At 62.3% G+C, this 17,245-nt stretch carries 13 protein-coding genes; 4 read left to right on the top strand and 9 right to left on the bottom strand.

The window, feature by feature from the left end:
- Window positions 1-11: 11 nt before the first annotated feature.
- A complete protein-coding gene (locus ACOSV0_RS30105) occupies window positions 12-1,286 on the bottom strand; it encodes a serine hydroxymethyltransferase (RefSeq protein ID WP_434110847.1) in 1,275 nt (424 codons plus the stop codon).
- Between the two features lie 469 nt (window positions 1,287-1,755).
- Here ACOSV0_RS30105 and ACOSV0_RS30110 point away from each other — a divergent pair, with 469 nt between their 5' ends.
- Entirely contained in the window at window positions 1,756-2,751 is a 996-nt protein-coding gene (locus ACOSV0_RS30110) for a GlxA family transcriptional regulator (RefSeq protein ID WP_434110849.1), read from the top strand.
- Between the two features lie 162 nt (window positions 2,752-2,913).
- Here the strand turns inward: ACOSV0_RS30110 and fdhA are convergent, their stop codons facing one another.
- On the bottom strand, window positions 2,914-4,113 hold the full coding sequence (fdhA, locus tag ACOSV0_RS30115) for a formaldehyde dehydrogenase, glutathione-independent (RefSeq protein ID WP_434110851.1): 1,200 nt from the start codon (window positions 4,111-4,113) through the stop codon (window positions 2,914-2,916).
- A gap of 263 nt (window positions 4,114-4,376) precedes the next feature.
- Between fdhA and betI the strand changes: the two genes are divergently transcribed.
- Genes betI through betA form a run of 3 tightly spaced genes read left to right on the top strand, consistent with a single transcriptional unit; the run spans window position 4,377 to window position 8,232 of the window.
- The gene (gene betI / locus ACOSV0_RS30120) at window positions 4,377-4,964 is read left to right on the top strand and encodes a transcriptional regulator BetI (RefSeq protein ID WP_434110853.1); all 588 of its coding nucleotides are present in this window, start codon (window positions 4,377-4,379) and stop codon (window positions 4,962-4,964) included.
- Window positions 4,965-4,995: 31 nt separating this feature from the next.
- Window positions 4,996-6,465, top strand: a complete 1,470-nt coding sequence (betB, locus tag ACOSV0_RS30125) for a betaine-aldehyde dehydrogenase (protein WP_434110855.1) — start codon at window positions 4,996-4,998, stop codon at window positions 6,463-6,465.
- Window positions 6,466-6,477: 12 nt separating this feature from the next.
- Entirely contained in the window at window positions 6,478-8,232 is a 1,755-nt protein-coding gene (gene betA / locus ACOSV0_RS30130; protein ID WP_434110857.1) for a choline dehydrogenase, read from the top strand.
- A gap of 180 nt (window positions 8,233-8,412) precedes the next feature.
- Here betA and ACOSV0_RS30135 read toward each other — a convergent pair whose 3' ends face one another.
- The 7 genes from ACOSV0_RS30135 to ACOSV0_RS30165 all read right to left on the bottom strand — a co-directional run bounded on the left by ACOSV0_RS30135 (window position 8,413) and on the right by ACOSV0_RS30165 (window position 17,010).
- Window positions 8,413-9,831 (bottom strand): MFS transporter, encoded by a 1,419-nt coding sequence (locus tag ACOSV0_RS30135; protein ID WP_434110859.1) that lies wholly within the window; start codon window positions 9,829-9,831, stop codon window positions 8,413-8,415.
- Between the two features lie 176 nt (window positions 9,832-10,007).
- Entirely contained in the window at window positions 10,008-10,271 is a 264-nt protein-coding gene (locus tag ACOSV0_RS30140) for a hypothetical protein (protein WP_434110861.1), read from the bottom strand.
- 60 nt (window positions 10,272-10,331) lie between these two features.
- Window positions 10,332-10,988 (bottom strand): sarcosine oxidase subunit gamma, encoded by a 657-nt coding sequence (locus tag ACOSV0_RS30145; RefSeq protein WP_434110863.1) that lies wholly within the window; start codon window positions 10,986-10,988, stop codon window positions 10,332-10,334.
- The gene (locus ACOSV0_RS30150; RefSeq protein WP_434110865.1) at window positions 10,978-13,980 is read right to left on the bottom strand and encodes a sarcosine oxidase subunit alpha family protein; all 3,003 of its coding nucleotides are present in this window, start codon (window positions 13,978-13,980) and stop codon (window positions 10,978-10,980) included. The genes ACOSV0_RS30145 and ACOSV0_RS30150 overlap by 11 nt, the downstream gene beginning before the upstream one ends.
- Window positions 13,977-14,303, bottom strand: a complete 327-nt coding sequence (locus ACOSV0_RS30155) for a sarcosine oxidase subunit delta (protein WP_434110867.1) — start codon at window positions 14,301-14,303, stop codon at window positions 13,977-13,979. The genes ACOSV0_RS30150 and ACOSV0_RS30155 overlap by 4 nt, the downstream gene beginning before the upstream one ends.
- A 21-nt stretch (window positions 14,304-14,324) precedes the next feature.
- Window positions 14,325-15,569: a sarcosine oxidase subunit beta family protein gene (locus ACOSV0_RS30160; RefSeq protein ID WP_434110869.1), complete on the bottom strand. Its 1,245-nt coding sequence runs from the start codon at window positions 15,567-15,569 to the stop codon at window positions 14,325-14,327.
- Window positions 15,570-15,615: 46 nt separating this feature from the next.
- On the bottom strand, window positions 15,616-17,010 hold the full coding sequence (locus ACOSV0_RS30165; protein ID WP_434110871.1) for an L-serine ammonia-lyase: 1,395 nt from the start codon (window positions 17,008-17,010) through the stop codon (window positions 15,616-15,618).
- Window positions 17,011-17,245: the final 235 nt, after the last annotated feature.

Here is a 17,245-nt window from a genome sequence, read left to right on the forward strand (position 1 = left end):
TCCAGGCGTGCTTAGTAGATGGGAAAGCGTTCGCACAGCGCGAAAATCTCGCGGCGCACGCGTTGTTCGGTTGCGGCATGGCCTTCCGGGTGATCACGCAGCGCATCGAGCACCTCGACGATCAGCCGCCCGACTTCGCGGAATTCGCTCACGCCGAAGCCGCGTGTCGTGCCCGCCGGCGTGCCGAGGCGAACGCCGGAGGTGACCGTCGGCTTCTCGGTGTCGAAAGGAATGCCGTTCTTATTGCAGGTGATGCCCGCGCGTTCCAGCGCCTGCTCGACCTGATTGCCTTTGAGGCCCTTAGGGCGCAGATCGACCAGCAGCAGATGGTTGTCCGTGCCGCCCGTCACCAGATCCACGCCACCCGCTTTCAGCACTTCGCCGAGCGCCTGTGCGTTGGCGAGTACGTTGTCGATGTAGGTCTTGAAGCCCGGTTGCAGCGCCTCGCCGAACGCCACCGCCTTGCCGGCGATCACATGCATCAGCGGGCCGCCCTGCAAGCCCGGGAACACGGCTGAGTTGATCTTCTTGGCGATGTCTTCGTCGTTGGTCAGTACAAAGCCGCCGCGCGGACCGCGCAACGTCTTGTGCGTGGTCGACGTAACAACGTGCGCATGCTCGACCGGATTCTGATGACGCCCCGCCGCGATAATCCCGGCAATGTGCGCCATATCCACCATCAGCTTCGCACCCACGCCGTCGGCGATCTTGCGCAGCCGTGCGAAATCCAGCGCACGCGGATACGCCGAGAAACCGGCGATCAGCAGTGTTGGTTTGTGTTGCTGCGCGAGTTCCTCGATCTGCTCGTAATCGATCAGCATCGTGTCGCGATTCACGCCGTATTGCACCGCGTTGAACCACTTACCCGACATCGCCGGCTTGGCGCCGTGGGTCAGGTGGCCGCCTGCGTCGAGCGACATGCCGAGTACCGTGTCGCCCGGTTTCACCAGCGCCAGCATCACGGCGCCGTTCGCCTGCGCGCCGGAATGCGGCTGCACGTTGGCAAATTTCGCATTGAAGATCTGCTTGATGCGATCGAGCGCCAGCGTTTCGATCACGTCGGCGTATTCACACCCGCCGTAATAGCGCTTGCCCGGATACCCTTCCGCGTACTTGTTGGTCAGCACCGAGCCCTGCGCGTCGAGCACCGCGCGCGACACGATGTTTTCCGACGCGATCAATTCGACTTGCGACTGCTGGCGCTCCAGCTCTTTCAAAATGGCGCCGCGCACCGCCGCGTCACGCGTGGCCAGCGATTCTTCGAAGAAAGGATTCGGGTTCGACATGGAAGGTCCGTGGGGTGGTTGGCGGAGGGCCGGAAGCTGCTGTGAAGCGGGCTTCAAAGGGGCTTCAAAGTGGCCTATAAAGCGAGCCTTGAAACCCTGCCGCTACCGGTCTGCATTGCGTCTATTCTTGACTTTCGCCCCGCGCGTCAATTTACGAATTCAGACGTGTTCTTTGCCTTTTCCGCCATCCGCGTCCTTTTTCGACAAGTCGGCGAAAGCGGATTTCGAACGGTCGTCCGCGCGTTCGCGCTTTTGCTGCACTGCAGCTGATCGTTGTGCGCAGTTCGGGTGCGCGCATGAACGCCAGCGGTGCCGTTCTGGTGCCATTTGTTTTTGCTACCCGGCTTTATTCATGCGCAACCGAGGGTTTAGCCTGATGGCACGGTAGTTGCGCTAGTCCTCAAAATTGCAGGAGTTGCCGCTCCCCACGGCGACGTGACATTACAGATTCGAAGGAATCATTCCTCCCATGTCCACCGATCGCACGGCGTCGCTGTCGCATTTCGCATTCATGCCGGTTCCGAACTTCACGATGATTGCCTTCAGCAACGCGATCGAAGTTCTCCGCATGGCGAACTACCTGACAGGACAAACGCTTTACCGCTGGTCGATCGTGAGCCCCGAAGGCGGTCCGGTGACGGCGAGCAACGGCCTCTCGGTCGACACCAGCCCGGTTGAAAGCGTCGGTCAGCCGGATATCGTGTTCGTGGTCGGCGGTATCGATGTACAGCGCGCCACCACGCCCGCCCATCTGTCCGCCCTGCGCCGTTTCGCCCGCACGGGCAGCGTGCTCGGCAGTCTGTGCACCGGCACCTATGCGCTGGCGCGTGCCGGCTTGCTGGCCGGTTATGCGTGTGCGATTCATTGGGAGAACATGTCGGCGCTCAAGGAAGAGTTTCCCGATACGCGCTTTCTGAAAGAACTGTTCGTGATCGATCGCGATCGCGTCACGTGCACAGGCGGCGTCGCGCCGCTCGACATGATGCTCAACCTGATCGCGCCGCGTGTCGGCACGGCGCGGGTCACGCAGATCGCGGAGCAGTTCATCGTCGAACATGTGCGCGATACGAGCGCACAACAGAAAATGCCCCTGGTGGCGCGGCTCGGTTCGGCCAACAAGTCGCTCTTCGAAGTGATCGCGCTGATGGAGAACAATATCGAAGAGCCGCTTTCACGCGAAGAACTCGCGCGGCTCGCCGGCATGTCGCAACGGCAGTTGCAGCGGCTGTTCCGCGAACATCTCGGCATGACGCCGACGCACTACTATCTGACACTGCGCTTGCGGCGCGCGCGCGAATTGCTGCTGCAGACCGACATGTCGATCATGCATATCACGATGGCTTGCGGCTTCCAGTCGGCTTGTCATTTTTCGAAGAGCTATCGCGATGCGTTCGGCACCGCGCCCACGCGCGAACGGCGCAAGCAGGCGCCCTCGCTGGCCGCTGTGCCTGTCATGGCCGCTTGATCCGACCCGCTCGCCTCGCCTCGCCTACACGTTACTGCCTGAAAACATAACGCGTTGAACGGTTTCCCATTCAACGCGTTATGTTTTGGTGATGTCGTTCAGCGCTCAGCGGTCAGTCTCGGGCGAGATCGAGAAACCATCCCGCCCGTGCCATGCTGTGCCTCAAGCCGCTTTCAACAGCCCGTGCGGATCGATCACAAACTTCTTCGGCGCGCCGCCATCGAACTGCCGGTAGCCGTCAGGCGCCTGGTCGAGCGATACGACGGTCACGTTCACGATGTCCGCAATCGGCAACCGGTCCCACAGGATCGCCTGCATCAGATTGTGGTTGTATTTCATCACCGGCGTTTGCCCGGTATGGAACGAGTGCGACTTGGCCCAGCCGAGACCGAAGCGTATGCTCAGGCTGCCTTTGCGGGCGGCGGCATCGGTGGCGCCCGGATCGTCCGTCACGTACAGGCCCGGAATGCCGATCGCGCCCGCGGCACGGGTGATCTCCATCAGCGAATTGAGCACCGTGGCCGGCGCTTCCTCATGCGAGCCGCTGCTGCCGTGGCCGTGCGCCTCGAAGCCGACGCAGTCCACCGCGCAATCCACTTCGGGCTTGCCTAGAATCTGTTCGATCTGCTCGCCGAGCGTGGCGTCTTTCGACAGGTCGATGGTCTGGAAACCCATCTTGCGAGCATGCGCAAGACGCGCCTCATTCATATCGCCGACGATCGTACAGGCCGCGCCCAACAGCCGCGCGGAAGCGGCGGCCGCCATTCCCACCGGCCCCGCACCGGCGATATAGACGGTAGCGCCGGGCTTCACGCCCGCCATCACCGCGCCGTGATAACCGGTCGGCAGAATGTCGGACAAGCACGTGAGGTCGCGGATTTTCGACATCGCCTGAGCGCGGTCGGGGAATTTCAGCAGATTGAAATCGGCGTACGGCACCAGCACGTACTCGGCCTGACCGCCGATCCAGCCGCCCATGTCGACGTAGCCATAAGCGCCGCCCGCGCGCGACGGATTCACGTTCAGGCACACGCCGGTGTGCTGCGCCTTGCAGGTCGGGCAGCGTCCGCAGGCCACGTTGAACGGCACCGACACGAGGTCGCCGATCTTGAGCGTTTCAACGTCACGGCCGATCTCGATCACCTCGCCGGTGATCTCGTGGCCGAGCACGAGGCCGACTTCGGCGGTCGTGCGGCCGCGCACCATATGCTGATCGGAACCGCAAATATTCGTGCTGACCACCTTCAGGATTACGCCGTGACCGATCGACCGGCCACGCGGATCGACCATCTTCGGATAGTCGATCGACTGCACTTCCACCTTGCCCTGCCCTAAATACACGACGCCGCGATTGCTGCTCATTTGTCTGTCTCCATGTCTCGTGAGCGGCGCATCTGGCTCTGCATGGTTGTTGCCCGATGCGCCGTTCAACCAGCGTAGCGCCCGTTGAAACAAAGGACATGTACCGAACACGACACGGGTTTGACTGGAACCGACACGCCAGGCGCAACTCTTGTCCGCGCCGATACAACCCGTTTTTTATTGATTGACCGTTCAATATAAAAAACCTAACATAGCCCATCGAATACTTGGGCGGCCTGCCTGCGCCTGCCGCCACTGGCACCATGCCCAAACTTGGAATGCGCGAAATCCGCCGCGCACAGTTGATCGACGCCACGCTGCTGACCATCGACCAGGCCGGTCTATCCGGTGCCACGCTCGCCACGGTGGCGCAGCGCGCGAGCATTTCCACCGGCATCGTCAGTCACTATTTCGGCGACAAGGACGGTTTGCTGGAAGCCACCATGCGCCACGTATTGCGCGATCTGTGGCAAGCCACGTCACGCAGGCGCCGGGCGGCGAAGGCGGACCCGCGCTCGAAACTCCGCGCAGTCGTCGCGGCGAATTTCGACGCCGAGCAGACCAGCGGCCCGGTGATGAAAACGTGGCTCGCGTTCTGGTCCGAAAGCATGCACAAGCCGCAATTCCGGCGGCTTCAGCACGTGAACACGCGCCGCCTGAACTCGAATCTGTGCGCGGATTTTTCGAAAGCGCTGCCGCGTCCGGCGGCGCGCCGAGCGGCTGGCGGTCTCGCGGCGCTGATCGACGGACTGTGGCTGCGCGGCGCCTTGTCCGGTGAGCCCTTCGATACCAAGGCCGCACTGCGCGTCGCGAACGAATACATCGATCTGGTGCTGGAAGCACGCACCTAGACCGGCGACATTTACAGAAAAGGAGCAAGTCATGGCGGTATTCGCAACGCAACGCCTTTATATAGGTGGCGCCTACGTCGACGCGACCAGTGGCGAGACCTTCGATACGCTCGACCCCGCCACCGGCGAAACCCTCGCAACGGTTCAGCAGGCTTCGGCGGCCGACGTCGATCGCGCGGTGCAATCCGCGCGTGACGGTCAACGCGAATGGGCCGCGCTCACCGCAATGCAACGCTCGCGCATTCTGCGCCGCGCGGTCGATATCTTGCGGGAACGCAACAACGAACTCGCCGCGCTCGAAACACGCGACACCGGCAAGGCGATTGCGGAGACCCGCGCTGTCGATATCGTCACTGGCGCGGACGTGATCGAGTACTACGCGGGGCTGGCCACCGCTATCGAGGGGCAGCAGATTCCGTTGCGGCCTTCGTCGTTTGTTTATACGCGGCGCGAACCGCTAGGCGTGTGCGCAGGTATCGGCGCGTGGAATTACCCGATCCAGATCGCGTGCTGGAAATCGGCACCCGCGTTGGCGGCCGGCAATGCGATGATCTTCAAGCCGAGCGAAATCACGCCACTGTCCGCGCTGAAACTCGCTGAGATTTATACCGAAGCCGGTGTACCGGCTGGCGTGTTCAACGTCGTACAAGGCGACGGACGCGTCGGAGCGATGCTTGCCGCCCATCCGGACATCGAGAAGATTTCGTTTACGGGCGGCGTGGAAACGGGCAAGAAAGTGATGTCGCTCGCAGGCGCCTCGTCACTGAAAGAAGTGACGATGGAACTGGGCGGCAAGTCCCCCCTGCTCGTCTTCGACGATGCCAACCTCGAACGCGCCGCCGACATCGCGATGAGCGCCAACTTCTTCAGCTCCGGTCAGGTCTGCACCAACGGCACCCGCGTATTCGTGCAGCGTAGCGTGCTGGAACGGTTCGAAGCGCTGGTGCTGGAACGTGTCAAGCGGATCCGCGTCGGTGCACCGACTGATGCCGACACCAACTTCGGTCCGCTGGTCAGCGCCGCGCAATTGCAGAAAGTGCTCGGCTACATCGAAAGCGGTGTGCAGGAAGGCGCGCGGCTCGTTGCCGGTGGCAAGCGGCTAACGGAAGGCCACTTCGGCAACGGCCAGTATGTCGAGCCAACGGTTTTCACCGCTTGCCATGACGATATGCGTATCGTGCGCGAAGAAATCTTCGGCCCCGTAATGAGCATCCTCGTGTTCGACGACGAAGACGAAGCGATCTCGCGTGCCAACCACACCGCCTACGGTCTCGCCGCGGGTGTCGTGACCGAGAACCTGGCGCGTGCGCATCGTGTGATTCATCGGCTCGAAGCGGGTATCTGCTGGATCAACACCTGGGGCGAGTCGCCCGCGGAAATGCCAGTGGGCGGCTACAAGCAATCGGGCGTCGGCCGGGAAAACGGCATCACCACGCTCGAACACTACACGCGCATCAAATCCGTGCAGGTCGAGCTCGGCCCGTATCAACCCGTGTTCTAAGGAGAAGCGGCGATGGCTTCGAACGAATACGACTACATCATCGTCGGCGCCGGTTCGGCGGGCAACGTGCTCGCCTCGCGTCTGACCGAAGACGCGGACGTGACCGTGCTGCTTCTCGAAGCAGGCGGCCCCGACTACCGTTTCGATTTCCGCACGCAGATGCCGGCGGCACTCGCCTATCCGTTGCAGGGGCGGCGATATAACTGGGCGTACGAAACCGATCCCGAGCCGCATATGAACAACCGCCGCATGGAATGCGGACGTGGCAAGGGGCTCGGCGGGTCGTCGCTGATCAACGGCATGTGCTACATCCGCGGCAATGCGCTCGATTACGACGGCTGGGCAACGCGTCAAGGGCTGGAAAACTGGACCTATCTGGATTGCCTGCCCTACTTCCGCAAAGCTGAAACGCGCGATGTGGGCGCCAACGCGTATCACGGCGGCGACGGCCCGGTGCATGTGACAACGAGCAAGCCCGGCAACAATCCCTTGTTCGCCGCGATGGTCGAGGCCGGCGTCCAGGCAGGCTTCCCGCGTACCGACGACCTGAACGGCTATCAGCAGGAAGGCTTCGGTCCGATGGATCGCACAGTCACGGCGAACGGCCGGCGCGCCAGCACCGCGCGCGGCTATCTGGATCGCGCGAAGAGCCGCCCGAATCTGACCATCGTCACGCATGCCGTGACCGATCGCGTGCTGTTCTCGGGCAAGCGCGCGATTGGCGTCGCGTATCTGCATCATGGCAACGCGGTGACTGTGCATGCACGCCGTGAAGTGCTGGTGTGCAGTGGCGCGATTGCTTCGCCGCAATTGCTGCAACGCTCAGGCGTCGGCCGCTCGACGTGGTTGCGTGAACTCGACGTGCCGCTCGTGCACGATCTGCCGGGTGTGGGCGAAAATCTGCAGGACCATCTGGAGATGTATATCCAGTACGAATGCAAGGAGCCGGTCTCGTTGTATCCGGCGTTGCAATGGTGGAATCAACCTGCCATCGGACTTGAATGGATGCTTAACGGCACGGGCATTGGTGCAAGCAACCAGTTCGAAGCGGGCGGTTTCATCCGCACCCGCGACGATGATCTGTGGCCCAACATCCAGTATCACTTCCTGCCCGTCGCGATTAACTACAACGGGTCTAACGCCATCAAAATGCACGGCTTTCAGGCGCATGTCGGTTCGATGCGTTCGCCGAGCCGTGGCCGTGTGAAGCTCACGTCGCGCGATCCGGGCGCGCATCCGAGCATCCTGTTCAACTACATGGCCGATCCGCTCGACTGGCGCGAATTCCGTGACGGCATCCGCATTACGCGCGAGATCATGCGCCAGCCGGCTTTGGATCGCTATCGCGGCCGAGAGCTGAATCCGGGCGCGGAGTTGACCACGGACGAGCAACTCGACTCTTTCGTGCGGATGCGTGCGGAAACCGCGTTTCATCCATCGTGCTCGTGCAAGATGGGCTATGACGATATGGCTGTGGTGGATAACGAAGGGCGCGTGCACGGCATGGAAGCACTGCGCGTGGTCGACGCATCGATCATGCCGCTGATCACAACAGGCAATCTGAACGCGCCGACGATCATGCTTGCGGAGAAGATCGCGGATCGGATTCGTGGGCGGGCAGCGCTGGCGCGGGTAGAGACGCCTTACTTTGTGGCGAATGGCGCGGCTTCGCGGAAGCGGGAAATCAAGGCCGACGTTTTCGGAGTGCGGACGGACAAAGAATCCGCTAGCCTCGAACGTCAGAAGGAATTGCGCTCGGAATGGTAAGCGTGCGCTCCGACAGATGAATTCATTCACTATCTGAGCGCAGCAAAAAAAACTGACACGCCGAGCATGCCGCTCGATCAGCCGATCCTCTAGCGTGGGTCTTTTCCGGCACAGCAGCAGTAGAAGGACGCTTAAGGCCGCGAACCAGTCGCGGCCTTTTTCTTCGTGCCCAGCAAGCACTCATTCACGCGCAGGACTCAACGCCCCATGCGCGTCCGATTCAACCGCCTCGGACACCAAAGTCTCCAGCGCCAGCCCACGCGTCTCGATCCCCATGATCCACACCGCCGCGGCCGCGATCACGAAACACATCGCGCCAAGCGAAAACACACCACCCTGGCCGAACACCGGCAGCACGACACCCACCACGTACGGGCCGATCAACGAACCCACGCGGCCAATCGCCGAGGCAAAGCCTGACCCTGTAGCCCGTGCTCCCGTGCCATAAAGTTCAGGGGTGTAGGTGTACAGCGCCGCCCACATCGCAAACATAAAGAACTGCATGGCGAGTCCGGCGCAGATCAACAGCGTCGGCGTTTGTGCGTGCAGCGCGGTTTGTCCGTAGACATAGGCCATCACCGCGCTGCCGGCCAGCGACGCGATACAGGTCGGCTTGCGTCCCCAACGTTCGATGAGCCACGCTGCGCAGACGAATCCCGGAATCCCGCCGAGCGAAATCAGCACGGTATACAGCACCGATTTCGTCACCGCAAAGCCCGCTTGCTGCATCAACGCGCCGAGCCACGACGTCAACCCATAAAATCCGAGCAATGCGAAAAACCACAGCGTCCACACCATGATCGTGCGGCGTCGATACGCGATGCTCCAGATCTCGCGGAACGCACCCGCGCCTTTCGCGGCCGGCGGTTCCTGCAGCATCACCGGCGCCGGCAACTGGCTCAGGCCGGCCGCCTTCATCACCTTCACTTCGACTTCGGCGAGAATCGTGTCCGCTTCGGCGAGGCGTCCGCGATGTTCCAGCCAGCGCGGCGATTCCGGCACGACGCGACGCACGATCAGCACGAACACGGAGGGAATCGCCAGCAACGCGAACTCCGTGCGCCACCCGAACGCGGGCAAGACGAAATACGACACCACGCCCGCCGTGATGAACCCGAGCGGCCAGAAGCCGTCCATCAGTGCGATCAAACGTCCGCGTGACGCTGCCGGCACGAATTCGGACAACAGCGCCTGCGCAATCGGAAATTCCATGCCCATACCGATGCCCAGCAGCACGCGATAGAAAATCAGCGCCTCGACACTCTGCGCGGTCGAACAGAGATACGATGCGAGCCCCCACAACACCATGCTCCACTGAAACACAGGGCGCCGTCCGAAGCGATCGGCCAGCAATCCGGCAACGGCCGCGCCGATCACCATGCCGAAGAAGCTCGCGCTCGCGACCAGTCCCGCCGTCGCGGTCGACAGATGAAATTCGCTCTTGATCGAGCCGAGCACGAAGGTCATCGTGCCGAGATCGATCGAGTCGAAAAAGAACGCGAGCGCGATGATGATGAAAATGGTCCGGTGATATCCGGAGAACGGCAGTCGCTCGAGTCTGGCGGCTGCGCTCGCGCGAGTCTGAAAAGCGGTAGACATGTCATTCCCTTGTTGATGTGGCGTGTGCGACGGGTGCCGCGTGGACGTTCCGGTCAGTGCAATTCAGTAGACGCCGACATAAATCCGCCACATAGAAGAAATACGTCATGGGGATGGAACGGAGTCGTCGTTCCGGCCGTTCGGGGGCCTTATTTCGGCGCCTTATTTCTAGTAACTTATGATCGCAACCGCGCACGCGCGGCGCCGGCAATACGCGCGAGCGCATCCGCACTCAAACGGGCGGCTATTTTTTCAACGTATTCGTGATGCCGCGGTTGAAGCGGCGCGCCGAGTTGCTGCGCGAGGAGATAGCGGATCAGCGCGATGCGCCGGTGCCGCAACACAATGCTCTGATCGAGCAGCGCTAGCGCGGCATGGGCATCGCCTTGATGGCACGCGCGTTCGGTGAGGCGCGCGGTGGCTAGACGGGTCGACGTCATGTCAGTCGGCGGCCGGGAAAGCCGCGAGCGGTGCCTCAGCAGGACACCGCTCGCCGCATGTCACGACATCAGCGGCTCGGCCGCGTCGAGCATCATCTTGACGAAGTAGTCCGCAAAACTGCGGCGCACGACGATATCGAAACTGTCCGCCCCCGTGGGCAACAACGTCATGGATGCCTTGAAGTAGTGGCTCTGTGCGCACTGCCCTTCGCCGAACAGCTTGGGGTGCAGATCGAGCGGGCAACCGCGCGCCAGCACTTCACGCGTACGCGTGCCGTCGATTTCGAGCACCGTATAGCCGCTGCCGATATCCACCGCCGACGCGAACACGCCCGCAAATGCCGCGCCGAGCTTCGCCTGCAACGGCGCGGTGCGGGTTGCGTCGTGCGCCGTAGCGGAGCGCACCAGCCATTCGTCCGGCCCGAGCCACAACATGTCGTAGCCATTACCTCGGGCGACGGTGTTCGCTTTCTCCGGCGGACGGCAGCCGATCACACTCTCCATGGCCTTCATGAACGCGGCATCGCGTGTATCGCCGCGCACGTTTACCAGCTCCAGAAACGGCCGCTCGCTCAAGCGGAACGCCGCCGAGGCCGTCGCCTGATGCTTCTTCAGCAATGCATCCGTCCCCACCAGCGGCGACTCCTGCCACACGCCCGTTTGCTTGCTGACAGCGCGATCCACCGCCGACACCGTACCTCTCGTTTCATTCCACATGTTGACGTGCTCCTTCGCTGTCGTAGAACACCGAACTGGTGACCTTGGCTGCAATCTGCTTGCCGCTCGCGAGCGGAATCGTGACCGTTTCGCCGATCTTGTCGAGACCGCCCTTCACCACCGCCATCGCAATCGAGCGCTTCAGAATCGGGCTGTAATAGCTCGACGTGACGTGGCCGAGCATCGGCGCGGTGTCGCCCTGGAACGGTCCGGCGACGATCTGCGAGCCTTCGGGAATCACGAACGACGGATCGTCCGCGAGCAGCCCGACCAGTTGCTTGCGCCCTGCTTTCGCGGTGTCCGTTCGCGTCAATGAACGCTTGCCGAGAAAGTCTTTCGACTTCGCGACCAGCCCGCCCATGCCGAGGTCGTACGGTGTCATCGAGCCGTCCGTATCCTGACCGACGATGATGTAGCCCTTCTCCGCACGCAGCACGTGCATGGTTTCCGTGCCATACGGCGTGATGTCGTATTCCGCGCCCGCGGCCATTAGCGCTTCCCACACCGCGCGCCCTACGTTCGCGGGCACGTTCACTTCATAGGCGAGCTCGCCCGAGAAGCTGATCCGCATGACGCGCGACGCCGCGCCTGCCACGGTGCCTTCGCGATAACTCATGAACGGGAACGCCGCATTCGCAAAGTCGATGTCGTGGCACACCTTCTGCAAGACCTTGCGGCTGTTCGGACCGACCACGGCGAACGTGGCCCAGTGATCCGTCACGGAAGCGAGCCGCACGCGCATGTCCGGCCACTCGGTTTGCAGCCAGCGTTCGAGCCACGTGAGCACGCGTGCCGCGCCGCCCGTGGTGGTCGTCATCATGTAGTGCTGGTCGGCGAGACGCACGGTCACGCCGTCGTCGAAAATCATGCCGTTTTCGTCGAGCATCAGGCCATAACGGCACTTGCCGACTTCCAGCTTGCTCCACGGATTCGTATAGACCCAGTTCAGCAGCTTCGCCGAATCAGGGCCTTGAATGTCGATCTTGCCGAGCGTCGAAGCATCGAGAATGCCGACGCGCGTGCGCACCGCCAGCGACTCACGCGCGACAGCGGCGTGCATATCCTCGCCCGGCTTCGCGAAATACCAGGGGCGCTTCCAGTTGCCGACGTCCTCGAATGCCGCGCCGTTTTCCACATGCCATTCGTGCACCGCCGTCTTGCGCACCGGATCGAGAAACTCACCCAGCTCACGGCCGGCAAACGTGCCGAACGTCACCGGCGTGTAGTTCGGACGGAACGTCGTCGTGCCTGTTTCGGGAATCGTCTTGCCGAGCGCCTGCGCGAGAATCGCCATGCCGTTGATGTTGCCGAGCTTGCCCTGATCGGTGCCGAAGCCCATCGCCGTATAACGCTTTACGTGTTCGACGGATTCGAAGCCTTCGCGCGCCGCGAGGAAAATATCGGCCGCTGAGACGTCGTTCTGGAAATCGACGAACTGCTTCGGCCCGCGCGTGGCGAGTTCGCGGCCACCGACGAGCCACAGCGGTTGCATCTTCGTTTCGGTAATCTCCGTCACCTGCACCGGAGTCGGCCGGGTAACGATGTAGCCGGCCGCACGCGCCGCCTCGACCCCGGCGTCGACCGCGAAACGGATGCCCTGTCCCAGCGTGAAGTCGCCGGCACACGCGCCGATGCTCGTCTCGGCCTGCATCGCCTTGCCCGGCACGAAGCAGGCCTTGTCGTCATGCCAGTGCGCCTTGCCGCCCGATTGCGCGAACAGGTGCAGCACGGGGCTCCAGCCGCCGGACATGGCGAGCAGATCGCAGGGCAACTCGCTCTGCTTCGCACCGACCTGTCCTTTCGAATACGACGCTACGTCGACCGACGACACGCGAAGTTTGCCGTGCGCGGCCGTAACGGCCACACCGTTCATCACCTTGACGCCGTAGCGCCGGGCGAGCGCGGGCAGCGTACCCTTCGATTCCCCCGCCCGCGGATCGACAACCGTCACCTGGGCGCCCGCGGCTTTCAGATCGAGCGCGCATTGATAACCGTCGTCGTTGTTCGTGAACACCACGGCATTGCGTCCGGGCAACACTGCATAGCGATGCAGGTACGTCGACACCGCCGAAGCCAGCATCACGCCCGGCAGATCGTTGTTGCCGAACACGATCGGCCGCTCATGCGCGCCGGTTGCGAGAATCACGCGTTTCGCGCGAATCTTCCACATCAGCTCGCGTGTGCCCTTTCTCTGCGACACCGGCAGATGCTCGGTGAGCCGCTGCGTGACGGTGACAAGGTTATGGTCCTGGTAACCGAAAGCCGTGCTGCGGCTCAAGATCTTCACGTCGGGCATCTGCCGCAGTTCGTCCTCGATCTTGTGGACCCATTGCAGCGCCGGTTTGCCGTCGATCTCTGCGCGGCACGACAACAGCGAGCCGCCGAGTTCCGGCTGATCGTCGATCAGCGTCACGCGCGCGCCCGACAATGCCGCCGCATGCGCCGCCGCCAGACCCGTCGGGCCACCGCCGACCACCAGCACGTCGCAATGCGCAAAACACTTGTCGTAGCGGTCCGCATCGGTTTGCTCGGGCGCCTTGCCGAGGCCGGCCGCGTCACGGATTACTTCTTCATACTTCGGCCAGAACTTGCGTGGCCACATGAAGGTCTTGTAGTAGAAGCCCGCCGGGATGAAGCGCGCAAACTTCTGGTTGACGGCCATGCGGTCTTTCTCGATGCTCGGCTTCGCGTTCACACTGGTCGCGACGAGCCCCTGGTACAACTCCACTTCGGTCGCACGCGCGTTCGGCACCGTGTACGCGCCGGTTTCGAGTTGCACGACTGCATTCGGCTCTTCCACACCCGCCGTCACGATGCCGCGCGGCCGGTGGTACTTCCAGCTGCGCGCCACGAAGTGCTCACCGTTCGCGAGCAGCGCTGACGCGAGCGTGTCGCCCTGATAGCCCTGAAACTTGCGGCCGTTGAACGTGAAATTCAGTACGATTGCGCGGTTGATGCGCCCGCCGCTGGGGAGTCGGTCTTTCTGGCTCATGGTGCCTTACCCTCGTGTGCCTTGTCTTGTGCGTTAGCTTCGTTGCTATCCAGTGCGAGCAACGGACGTTCGAACGTCTCGTAGCCCTGGATCTCGTAGCTCACCGTGTCGCGCTGCGCCTTGAACCAGCGGCGGCATCCTTGCGTGTGCAGCCATTGCTCACGGTGCACGCCGCGCGGATTCTTGCGCATGAACAGGTAGTCGCCCCATTCCTTGTCGGTGAGCTTGTCGGTGTCGAGCGGACGTGCAATATCCGCTTCGCCGCCACAAGAAAATTCGGTTTCGGCGCGTGGCCCGCACCATGGGCATTCGATCAGCAGCATCTGGTTTTTCCGTGGAAAGCGTTAGTGGGCAACAGCGGCAGCGCCGTGCTCGTCGATCAAATGGCCGGTGTAAAAACGGTCCAACGAGAACGGCGCGTTCAGCGGATGCGGCTCGTCCTTCGCGATCGTGTGCGCATACGCCCAGCCCGAACCCGGCGTCGCCTTGAAGCCACCCGTGCCCCAACCGCAGTTGAAATAAAGCCCTTTCACATCGGTCTTGCTGATGATCGGGCACGCATCCGGCGACACGTCGACGATGCCGCCCCACTGGCGATTCATCCGCACCCGCGAGAACACCGGGAACATTTCGACAATCGCTTCGAGCGTGCCTTCGATAATCTGGAAACTGCCGCGTTGGCCGAAGCCCGTGTATTGATCGACACCCGCGCCGATCACCAGATCGCCCTTGTCGGACTGGCTGATGTACGCGTGCACCGCGTTCGACATCACCACCGTATTGACGACCGGTTTGATCGGCTCGGAGACCAATGCCTGCAACGGATGGCTCTCCAAAGGCAAACGGATGCCGGCCATGTCCGCGAGCGTGGACGTATTGCCCGCCGCGACCACCGCGACCTTCTTCGCCTTGATGAAACCCTTGGTGGTATCCACGCCGATCACCTGGCTGCCGTCGCGGCGAATCCCCGTGACCTGGCAGTTCTGCACGATGTCGACGCCATGCTGATCCGCTCCGCGCGCGAAACCCCACGCCACTGCATCGTGTCGTGCCACACCGCCACGGCGTTGAATCGAAGCGCCGAGCACCGGATAGCGGCTGTTCAGATTGATGGTCGGCTCGATTTCCTTGATCTGCTCCGGCGTGAGAAATTCCGCATCCACACCGTTCAGGCGATTTGCATTCACACGACGCTCGGTATCGCGCACATCCTGCAACGTATGCGCGAGGTTCATCACGCCGCGCTGACTGAACATCACGTTGTAGTTGAGGTCCTGCGACAGACCTTCCCACAGCTTCATTGCTTTCTCATAGAGCGCGGCCGATTCGTCCCACAGATAATTCGAGCGCACGATGGTCGTATTGCGCGCGGTATTGCCGCCGCCGATCCAGCCCTTCTCCAGCACGGCGATATTGCGCACGCCATGCTCTTTCGCGAGGTAATAGGCAGTGGCGAGACCATGCCCGCCGCCGCCGACGATCACGACGTCGTACTCACGCTTGGGCTCCGGGCTCTTCCACTGACGCTCCCAGTTCTCGTGATACGACATCCCGTTGCGCAACAGGCTGAATATCGAATAGCGGCTCATTGTTGGTCCTTTGGATCCTGTTGTTACTCTTTGATTCTTAACTTGTTCAACACTCGATGACGTTCACGGCGAGGCCGCCGCGCGACGTCTCCTTGTATTTGGTCTTCATGTCCGCGCCGGTTTCGCGCATCGTCTTGATCACGTTGTCGAGCGACACGTAGTGCTGGCCGTCGCCCTTCATCGCCATGCGTGCGGCGTTCAGCGCCTTGATCGCGCCCATCGCATTGCGTTCGATGCAGGGAATCTGCACGAGACCGCCGACCGGATCGCAGGTCATGCCGAGGTTGTGTTCCATGCCGATTTCGGCGGCGTTTTCCACTTGCGTCGGCGTGCCGCCCATCACGGCGGCGAGCGCCGCGGCGGCCATCGAGCACGCAACCCCCACCTCGCCCTGGCAGCCCACTTCGGCGCCCGAGATCGAGGCGGTTTCCTTGTAGATGATGCCGATCGCCGCGGCCGTCAGCAGGAAGGTGACGATGCCCTCGTCGTTCGACGCATGCATGAACTTCACGTAGTAATGCAGCACCGCCGGAATCACGCCGGCCGCGCCGTTGGTCGGCGCCGTGACGACGCGCCCGCCCGCGGCGTTTTCTTCGTTCACGGCCATGGCGTAGAGATTGACCCAGTCGAGCATCGACAGCGGATCGCGCAGCGACTCTTCCGAACGCGAACGCAATTGCGCGCTCAGATCGGCAGCGCGCCGCTTTACGTGCATCGGACCAGGCAACTCGCCGCGTACCTTGCAGCCACGTTCGACGCAGGCGGACATGACGCGCCAGATCGTCAGCAAGCCCTCGCGCACGTCCTGTTCGGAGCGCGACGCGCATTCGTTGCGCAGCGTGACCTCTGCGATCGACAAACCCGTTTCGCGGCAGACGCGCATCAGATCGTCGCCGGTGCGAAACGGAAACGGCACGTCCGCGCCGGCGCGCAAACCATTGACGCGGTCGCCTTCGCGATTGATCACGAAGCCGCCGCCGATCGAGTAATACTCTTTCTCCACCAGCAGTTGGCCGTTCTCGTCGAAGGCCTGAAAACGCATGCCGTTCGGATGCACAACGCTGGAACCCGGTGCGCCCGGCATCAGCTTGCGAAAAAAGCCGAGGTGTTCGCGCTCGTCGAATTTGACCGGATGCTTGCCGAGCAGCACCAGTTGCTTCGTTTCGCGGATCGATTGCAGACGCGGTTCGATCACGTCCGGATCGATCAGATCCGGCAGATTGCCTTCGAGACCGAGCAGCACCGCCTTGTCCGTGCCGTGCCCCTTGCCGGTCGCGCCGAGCGAACCGAACAGTTCGACCTTGACGCGGCGCACGAAGCCCAGCAGATTGGCGTCTTCGATATGCGAGGCGAAGCGGCACGCAGCGATCATCGGCCCGACGGTGTGCGAGCTGGAAGGACCGATGCCGATCTTGAACAGATCGAAGACGCTGACGTTCATGACGTGCCTTATACGTTGCGATGCATGGTGCCGGGTTTGGCTTGAACTAGCCCCTATTGCACCGCACGTCAAATTGAACCGATAGAATAAAAACGGCATGACAGTGGGATAGTGGCGTCAAGCGGGGCCGCCGGCCAAGCGTGGCGGCGGATTTGCGATGAGTTCTGACGCATTTGCGACAGGCGCGGGGGTTGCGGCTGGCGATGCTGATGCCACGGCTGAACGGCCCCCAATG

The organism is Paraburkholderia caffeinilytica (assembly GCF_051027425.1).
In the GTDB taxonomy this organism is placed as follows: domain Bacteria; phylum Pseudomonadota; class Gammaproteobacteria; order Burkholderiales; family Burkholderiaceae; genus Paraburkholderia; species Paraburkholderia caffeinilytica_A.

Bases quoted from the DNA above. Each gene is read 5' to 3' on its own strand.
- ACOSV0_RS30150 (WP_434110865.1), bottom strand. From the start codon at position 13,980: ATGAGCCAGAAAGACCGACTCCCCAGCGGCGGGCGCATCAACCGCGCA.
- ACOSV0_RS30135 (WP_434110859.1), bottom strand. From the start codon at position 9,831: ATGTCTACCGCTTTTCAGACTCGCGCGAGCGCAGCCGCCAGACTCGAG.
- fdhA (WP_434110851.1), bottom strand. From the start codon at position 4,113: ATGAGCAGCAATCGCGGCGTCGTGTATTTAGGGCAGGGCAAGGTGGAA.
- ACOSV0_RS30165 (WP_434110871.1), bottom strand. From the start codon at position 17,010: ATGAACGTCAGCGTCTTCGATCTGTTCAAGATCGGCATCGGTCCTTCC.
- ACOSV0_RS30160 (WP_434110869.1), bottom strand. From the start codon at position 15,569: ATGAGCCGCTATTCGATATTCAGCCTGTTGCGCAACGGGATGTCGTAT.
- betA (WP_434110857.1), top strand. From the start codon at position 6,478: ATGGCTTCGAACGAATACGACTACATCATCGTCGGCGCCGGTTCGGCG.
- ACOSV0_RS30110 (WP_434110849.1), top strand. From the start codon at position 1,756: ATGTCCACCGATCGCACGGCGTCGCTGTCGCATTTCGCATTCATGCCG.
- betB (WP_434110855.1), top strand. From the start codon at position 4,996: ATGGCGGTATTCGCAACGCAACGCCTTTATATAGGTGGCGCCTACGTC.
- ACOSV0_RS30105 (WP_434110847.1), bottom strand. From the start codon at position 1,286: ATGTCGAACCCGAATCCTTTCTTCGAAGAATCGCTGGCCACGCGTGAC.
- betI (WP_434110853.1), top strand. From the start codon at position 4,377: ATGCCCAAACTTGGAATGCGCGAAATCCGCCGCGCACAGTTGATCGAC.
- ACOSV0_RS30140 (WP_434110861.1), bottom strand. From the start codon at position 10,271: ATGACGTCGACCCGTCTAGCCACCGCGCGCCTCACCGAACGCGCGTGC.
- ACOSV0_RS30155 (WP_434110867.1), bottom strand. From the start codon at position 14,303: ATGCTGCTGATCGAATGCCCATGGTGCGGGCCACGCGCCGAAACCGAA.
- ACOSV0_RS30145 (WP_434110863.1), bottom strand. From the start codon at position 10,988: ATGTGGAATGAAACGAGAGGTACGGTGTCGGCGGTGGATCGCGCTGTC.